The organism is Streptomyces sp. NRRL S-37, from assembly GCF_000721605.1.
Taxonomy (GTDB): Bacteria; Actinomycetota; Actinomycetes; order Streptomycetales; family Streptomycetaceae; genus Streptomyces.
The window spans coordinates 1-419 of the sequence record NZ_JOIZ01000112.1 but is presented as its reverse complement, the minus strand read 5'-3'; the positions used below and the strand labels follow the sequence as shown (position 1 = coordinate 419).

Sequence of the window (419 nt, the reverse complement as noted above, 5' to 3'; positions counted from 1 at the left end):
TCGATCTGGTTGCGGTCGTTGTCCAGCAGCGGGGCGAGCCGGCGGCGGATGCCGATGTTGGCGCGCATGCGGGGGTCCTTGGCGTACTCCGCCCACATGTAGTCGCGTTCCTCGTCGGTGACCATCTCCAGGGTCAGCTCGTCGTGGTTGCGCAGGAAGATGCCCCACTGGCAGCCCGACGGGATGGCCGGCGTCTTGGCCAGGATCTCCGAGACCGGGTAACGGGATTCCCTCCGCACGGCCATGAAGATGCGCGGCATGACCGGGAAGTGGAAGGCCATGTGGCACTCGTCGCCGCCGGCGGCGTAGTCGCCGAAGTAGTCGACGACGTCCTCGGGCCACTGGTTGGCCTCGGCCAGCAGCACCGTGTCCGGGTACTGGGTGTCGATCTCCTTGCGCACCCGCTTCAGGAAGGCGTG

At 67.3% G+C, this 419-nt stretch carries 1 pseudogene; it reads right to left on the bottom strand.

Annotated features, from left to right (window positions below):
- Window positions 1-419 (bottom strand): annotated as a pseudogene (locus tag IH50_RS0137010) (trehalose synthase); the annotation flags it as partial.